Annotated in this window: 7 protein-coding genes; 6 read left to right on the forward strand and 1 reads right to left on the reverse strand. The window is 66.6% G+C overall.

What is annotated here, in order from left to right; genetic code table 11:
- Positions 1-1030 (reverse strand): AprA-related methyltransferase (locus Q664_RS43195; protein ID WP_043410445.1); only part of this gene is annotated, 1030 nt, incomplete at its 3' end.
- Positions 1031-1454: 424 nt separating this feature from the next.
- Here Q664_RS43195 and Q664_RS59630 point away from each other — a divergent pair.
- From Q664_RS59630 to Q664_RS43225, 6 genes are all read left to right on the forward strand, one after another.
- Positions 1455-1976, forward strand: a complete 522-nt coding sequence (locus Q664_RS59630) for a hypothetical protein (protein ID WP_160174631.1) — start codon at positions 1455-1457, stop codon at positions 1974-1976.
- The gene (locus Q664_RS43205) at positions 1969-2760 is read left to right on the forward strand and encodes a TetR/AcrR family transcriptional regulator (protein WP_160174632.1); all 792 of its coding nucleotides are present in this window, start codon (positions 1969-1971) and stop codon (positions 2758-2760) included. The genes Q664_RS59630 and Q664_RS43205 overlap by 8 nt, the downstream gene beginning before the upstream one ends.
- On the forward strand, positions 2757-4079 hold the full coding sequence (locus Q664_RS43210; RefSeq protein ID WP_052519404.1) for an ABC1 kinase family protein: 1323 nt from the start codon (positions 2757-2759) through the stop codon (positions 4077-4079). The genes Q664_RS43205 and Q664_RS43210 overlap by 4 nt, the downstream gene beginning before the upstream one ends.
- Before the next feature lie 18 nt (positions 4080-4097).
- Positions 4098-5216: a patatin-like phospholipase family protein gene (locus Q664_RS43215; RefSeq protein ID WP_052519405.1), complete on the forward strand. Its 1119-nt coding sequence runs from the start codon at positions 4098-4100 to the stop codon at positions 5214-5216.
- Positions 5213-6052: a class I SAM-dependent methyltransferase gene (locus Q664_RS43220; RefSeq protein ID WP_043410455.1), complete on the forward strand. Its 840-nt coding sequence runs from the start codon at positions 5213-5215 to the stop codon at positions 6050-6052. Before Q664_RS43215 ends, Q664_RS43220 begins: the two co-directional genes overlap by 4 nt.
- Positions 6053-6213: 161 nt before the next feature.
- The coding region (locus Q664_RS43225) for an AMP-binding protein (protein ID WP_043410458.1) at positions 6214-6544 on the forward strand (331 nt) is incomplete at its 3' end.

Genomic DNA, 6544 nt, shown 5'->3' on the forward strand with positions numbered 1-6544 from the left:
TGAAGCCCTCCGGATTCCCGATGTCGCCCTCGACGACGACGTGCGGGAGATCCGCGAGCGTGGCGCGCGTGGCCTCCCGCGCCGCCTCGTTGAAGTCGGCGCCGATCAACGTCAGCGGGTGACGCTCGAGGACGCGCCCGCGCCGGGTCTTCTCGGCGATCGCGGTCCACAGGCGGCGCAGGAAGGTGCCGTCGCCACAGCCCATGTCCGCGATGTAGCGCGGCTGCTCCTCGATGGGTTCCTGATCGAAGCGTTCGATCAGCAGCGCCTCGACGTCGGCGAAGAAGCGCCCATGCTGGAATCCACTCGACGTCACGTTGAGGTGACGGAGGACGTGACGCTCGCGCCCTTCTTCGTCGCGCGTGAAGATCGCCTCCGCGTCGCCGAACAGCAGCGCCGCCAGCGCGCGCAGCATCGGCGCGTAGGACGCCACCGTGCCGAGGATCATCACACGCTCCCCGAGATAGGCGCCGAGCGGCGTCGGCCTTCCCGAGGGAGCCTCGCACCAACCAAGGCGGGCGAAGTACGTCACGAGCAGCGCCGCCCACTCCGGCGAACGCGTGTCGAACCACGGCCCCGGCCCGCCCAGCGCGCCGAGCTCATGCAACGCGAGGGCGAGGGGCACGATCAGCGCGCCGTCGAGTAGCTCGGCCGCGTCCGGATGCACCTCGCGCCAGCCCGCACCAGCCGCGCCGAGCCAGCGACGCGCGGCGGCCGGCACCTCTCGCTCGGAGAGCCACCCACGCCAGTCCGCCGCGAACAACTCCGCCACGTCCGCCGGGAGCGCCCGCTGCCGCCGATCGACCCGCGGCACGAGACGTCCATCCGGGCGCCGATCGATCCAGCCCAGCGAGATGAGGGCTCGCAGCGCGACCCCGAGGTGTCCTGGGTTCGCCGCTCGCCGCCGGGCGAGCTCGCCGTCCGTGAGTGGCTCCGCCTCGAGCGCCTCGAAGATCCCTCCGGCCTCACAGGCGGCTACGATCGCGGCACTGGTGAACCCGTGCGCGTGTTGGTTGAGTAGCTCAAGCATCGAGGCGATCGTCGGGGCTGGTTGGACTGTACGAGATCAGACAAATGCCGAGACTCGCAGCTAAGATACCGTTTGTCCAGGGAACCGTGAGGAGCCAGAGAACTCCGCGCGGATGATCTGCTCTGCCCCGAGGAGCGCGCTCGTGATGCAGAGATCAGAGATGAGGCCGTGCCGCATGACCTGACCCATCACGTCCATTTTTCGGAATGCGCTCCAAGAGGTTGAGAGTTTTGTAAAGGTTCAGTGAAAATCCGCCGCATTCCCTAACAACGATCAGGTTTTCGACCCAGACGCTGCTCACAACTCCGGTCTATGGAAGAAAGCGCGGTTGTCGTTGACAACCGGAGCGGCTGGCGGGCAACATGGCCGGATGGTCACCGAACGAGGGTCGTCGAGCAAAGAAAGACAGCCGAAGCCTTCTCGAATGCCAGCCGATCGTTTGCAGCGGCAGCGAATGATGGGCTTCGGACGGAGGGGCAACCTCCGCCGGGACTGGATTCTGGGTGCCCTGCAGGAACACCTGCAGTTCCGGGCCCGCGTTGCCGAGCACTACCGCGAGGAGCTCTACAACCGGATCAGCGACATCGAGCGCGTGAGCGATCGCCTCGACCGCATCGACCCCCACGAGCCGGACGACAAGCGACCGCGCCAGGGTGGGCGCGAGCCCGTCGATCTTCCCCACGAGCGCTGGGTGGAAAACCGCCGCCATGCCGCGAATTGGTGGGAAGACCGCCTCCGCCTCTGGGCCCAGCAGGTCGACCTCTACATCGAGTTCCTCAATACCCGCACGGATCGGATCCGCGACCTGCGCGAGACGCATCGGGAAGAGATCGAGCGAAAGCTCCTCAACACCCGCGCTACTCGGAGCCGCGTGCTGCGCGAGTCGAATCGGGGCGAGGTCGAGCGAAAGACATCCAAGGCGGCGACCCCGGATGGAGATGAGTGAAGCCGATCCACCGGCGCCGGCGGGTTCTCCTCCGCGGAGGCCATCCGCTTTGAAGGTCTCAGGTAAGAAGGCACAGTCGCGCCGGGCCATCATCGCGGCATTTTGCGAAGTCGTCATCGAGCGGGGGTATGCGCGGGCGACGTTGCTCGAGACGGCCCGCCGCGCCGAGGTGGACAACAACGCCGTCTTCAGGCTGTTCCCGAACAAGCGCGCCCTGGTGTTCGCGTACTACACCGAGAAGCTCCACGAAGTACGCGAACTGCTGCTCGACACCGAGGCCTATCACCAGTACCCCCTCGAGGAGCGTCTCACCGCGTTCTTCGAGACCCTGTTGGTCCTGCATCGCCCCAACCGCGAGTTCATCGAACTCTCGTCGGCGGTGGCGCGCTACTCCCCGCTTGGCGCCCTCAACGGCCATCTCCAGGTGAAGGCCGCGGCGCGCGAGATCTTCGATGAGCTCATCATCGAGGCGACGGATATCGACGAATTCGCGGACCATCGGCTATTCCGCCACCTGCCGGCGCTGCTGACCGAGTTCCTCCACCAGCTGTTCGTGTTCTGGATGCTCGATGAGTCGTCGGGTTACGAGCAGAGCACGAAGGCGGTGTACGTCGGCGTGCGGGCGTTGTTGAACACGCTGCAGGATCGCCACCCGCTCGATGGAATCTCTCGCGATTCGATCCCGCAGCCACCGGTCCTCGCATCGGCCATGAACATGCGGCGTCTGCTGCGCTCACTCCTCCTGAGCGGGGTGGGACGCGACGGAGAGGAGGAGCCGACGTGAGCAAGGACGACGAGGTCCCCGCAAGCCGCTTCCGGCGCGCGCAGATCGCCAGCCGGGCCGGATTGCGCGCGGGTACCCAGCACCTCGTGCACGGGCTCAAGCGGATGGTTCAGGGAGAGCGCGGCGAGCAGGCGTCGCGTGAGGCCCGCGACGAGGAGATCGCCCGCATCATCTTCGAGGCGCTCAGCCAGTTGCGAGGCATGGCGCTCAAGGCCGCGCAGCTCCTGTGCATGGAGCTCGAGATCCTCCCCGAGCCGATGCGCCGCAAGCTCGGCCGGAGCTTCTATCAGGTGCCGCCGCTGAGCCCGGCCATGAGCCGCAGCCTCGTCATGTCCGAGCTCGGCTCGATGCCGGAGTTGCTCTTCTCGCACTTCGAGGCGGAGGCGTTCGCGGCGGCCAGCCTGGGTCAGGTCCATCGGGCCACCGGGCGCGACGGGGAGCCGCTCGCCATCAAGCTCCAGTATCCGGGTGTCGCGACTTCACTGAGCAGCGACATGCGGATGATCCGGGGCCTGGTGAAGGTCCTGCCGATCGATCATCTCGTCCGCCCGCAGGTGCTCAACCGGACCCTCCGCGACATCGAGGACCGGTTGCAGGAGGAGATCGACTATGAGCTGGAGGCCGAGAACTCGCGCTGGTTCGGGCAGGCATTCGCCGACTGGGAGCGGTTGAAGATTCCGCGAGTCTACGACCAGTTCACCACGTCGGTGGTGCTGTGCACCGAGCGCATCGAGGGCCGCCACATCGACGAATGGCTGGAGAAAACGCGCCCATCACAGGAACTGCGCGACCACTTCGGCCAGATCGTCACCGACTTCTTCTATCACTGCATCTACCGCCTCCACCGGGTGCACGCCGATCCCAATCCCGGCAACTTCATCTTCATGGAGGATGGCCGCCTGGGGATCATCGACTTCGGCTGCGTTCAGTCGTTCGAGCCCTCGTTCATCCGCGACATGCGCGCGTCGACCCAGGGCTACATCGACAATGATCTCGACGCGGCCCTGGCCGCCTACGAGCGCTTGGGGCTCTTGCCGGTGGAGCGCACCGAGAGCGCCCTCCGCGCGCGCCGCGAGCGCTTCCGGAAGGCACGCGAATACGTGTCCAAGATCTTCGGCGCCGAGAAATTCGATTTCTCGACCAACGCCGGCCTGGTCACGGAGAGCCAGAAGGAGTTCGCCGATTCGCTCGGAATCGTCGAGAACGTGCCCCGCGGCCTGTCGTATTACAACCGCGCCTTCAGCGGGATGATGCGCATGCTCGAGCAGATGGGTGCCCGTGTCTGCCTGCGCCCTCCCCCGCTCGAACAATCGAAGTAAATCCATCGGAGTCATCCAATGAGGAAGCTTCGCATCGTCTCGATCGAGGGGACCACCCTGACTGGAGGGTCGGCGTTCATCTCCGCGAGTTTGCTCCAGCACACCAACCGGGCGCTACGTCAGGCGGGGCACCCGGGGCTGCTGCGGAACGCGCACGTGTTCGCCGGAACATCGGCGGGCTCGTGGAACGCGCTCTACCTCGCGTCCCACAAGGATCCAGACGAGGCGCTCCCGGGGCTCGACGAGTACTGGAGCGAGCTCCTGTCAGCGTTTTCGAGCGAGGATCTGCTGATGCTCGCGCGCATGGTCGGCACCGCGATGGGCACTCAGGCACTGATGTCCACACGGCGCCTGCGCGACTTCTTCCTCGACGTCTTCGGTCACGACACCCGCCTGGGCGATCTGCCGCGCAAGGTGATCGTGCCAAGCTTCCAGCTCGACAATCGCAGTCCGAACCACCGCCACTGGAAGCCCAAGGTATTCCACAACTTCGGCGGCCCCGACGATCCCGATCTCGACGAGCTCGTCGCGGACGTGGCCATGCGCTCGGGATCGCCGCCGCTCTTCACGCCGATCTACCAGAGCGTGAACGGAACCGGCTCGGGCTACGTCGACGGCGGCATCTTCGCCAACAACCCGTCGATGGTCGCCCTGGCGCAGATCATCCACGACGCACGCGAAGCGGAGCGCCTGGATGTGATCGGCAACCGGGCCCTGTTGCTCTCGCTCGGCAATGGGATGTCCCAGGAATACGTTGACCCGATGATGTTCCGCGGCATGGCGGACTGGGGCTACCGGCGCTGGCTGCTCGACCCGAGCGATCCGCAGGTCCTGCTCCGAATGCTCTTCCAAGCCGGCAGCCAGGCCATCGACTTCCAGACGCGCAGCCTGCTCGGGGACGACGGCTACTACCGCCTCAACCCCTGCTTCAGCCACCCCATCAGTGCCAATCCGAGCAACGTCGCACGGACCATGGAGACGCTGCCGCAACTCCCCGGCGTCGCCGAGGACATCGCGGCGGCGGTCGGTTGGCTGATGAGCCCCGAGGTCGGCTGGATGGCGCCGGACGTGGAAGACAGCACCGCGTCGGGCGATGCGCACCACGGCAAGTCGTCGAGGCGGGGTGCCGCTCCATGAGCTTTCGCTACTTCGATATCTTCCTCGACGCGTTCGCGCGCGGCGACAAGGAGAGCGCCGAGGCGTTCGGGTCCACGGTTCACTGGGGCTACTGGGACGCACCCGATCGCGCCGATGGGACTACCGCGGACTTCGTCAGCGCCGCCGAGCGCATGAACACCGAGATGATCGAGCTCGCCGGCCTCGCTCCAGGCCAGCGGGTCCTCGACGTGGGCTGCGGCTTCGGCGGAACACTCGCCAGCATCAACCGACGGCTCCGAGGGATGAGCCTTGTCGGCGTCAATGTCGACGAGCGCCAGCTCGAAAGGGCCGCGGAGCACGTCAAGCCCACGAACGACAACGAGATCTCCTGGGTCCGCGCGGACGCCTGCGACCTGCCCTTCGACGATGGATCATTCGACGTCATCATGGTCGTCGAGGCGATCTGCCACTTCCGGAGCCGCGCCCGGTTCTTCGCGGAGGCGCGGCGCCTCCTGTCCCCGGGCGGTGTGCTGGTGGTCTCCGATTTCGTGCCATCGTCGCTGCTCACACCCGGGATGCGCTCGTGGTACCGCACGATGGGGCTCGCCTTCGAGCGCCACTACGGCCACGTCGACGTGACCTACGGGATCCGGGACTATCGCGCGCTGGCGCGGCGCACGGGCTTCCTGAGCCGCCGCGAGCACGACGTGACGCTGAACACCCTGCCAAGCTACGCGTTCACCCGGCGGCTGATGTGGCGCTACCAGCTACCCGCGGGTGAGGCAATCGCCAATGACAGCATCAACCGGGCCATGGCATGGGCGAGCGCCCGCGGCCTGCTTCGCTATATGCTGATGTCATTCGAGGCCGTCTAGTAGCGGACCTCATGCAAACGCGTCTGCTGTAGCAACGTGTAGAAGGGGCTCAAGCCCCTGCCTGCTCCTGATTCCAGCAACCTCGTCACGATGGCTTGTAGGGGTCATTCGGGTGCTCCTACGCTCCCGGCGCTTCGCGCCCTGACGGAGGTTGCACCCCGATGACGTTCCCCTCGCCTGTTTCCCGTGCGTCGACGCTGCTCGAGCTGCTCGAAGAGCGCGCCTCCCGCCACGGCGAGCAACGCCTGTTCTCCTTCCTGGAGGACTCCGAAGGCGACTCCTCCGAGCTCAGCTACGCGGGGCTGTGGCGGCGAGCCCGCGGCCTGGGGGCCCTCCTCCAGCAAGAGGTGCCAGCGGGCGAGCGGGCCGTCCTCCTCTACCCTCCTGGCCTCGACTACGTCACCGGCTTCTTCGGCTGCCTGGCCGCTGGTGTCGTCGCCGTCCCCGCCTACCCCCCGGACCCCTCGCGTCTGGAGCGCACCCTTCCCCGTC

Source organism: Archangium violaceum Cb vi76, from assembly GCF_000733295.1.
GTDB classification, from domain to species: Bacteria; Myxococcota; Myxococcia; order Myxococcales; family Myxococcaceae; genus Archangium; species Archangium violaceum.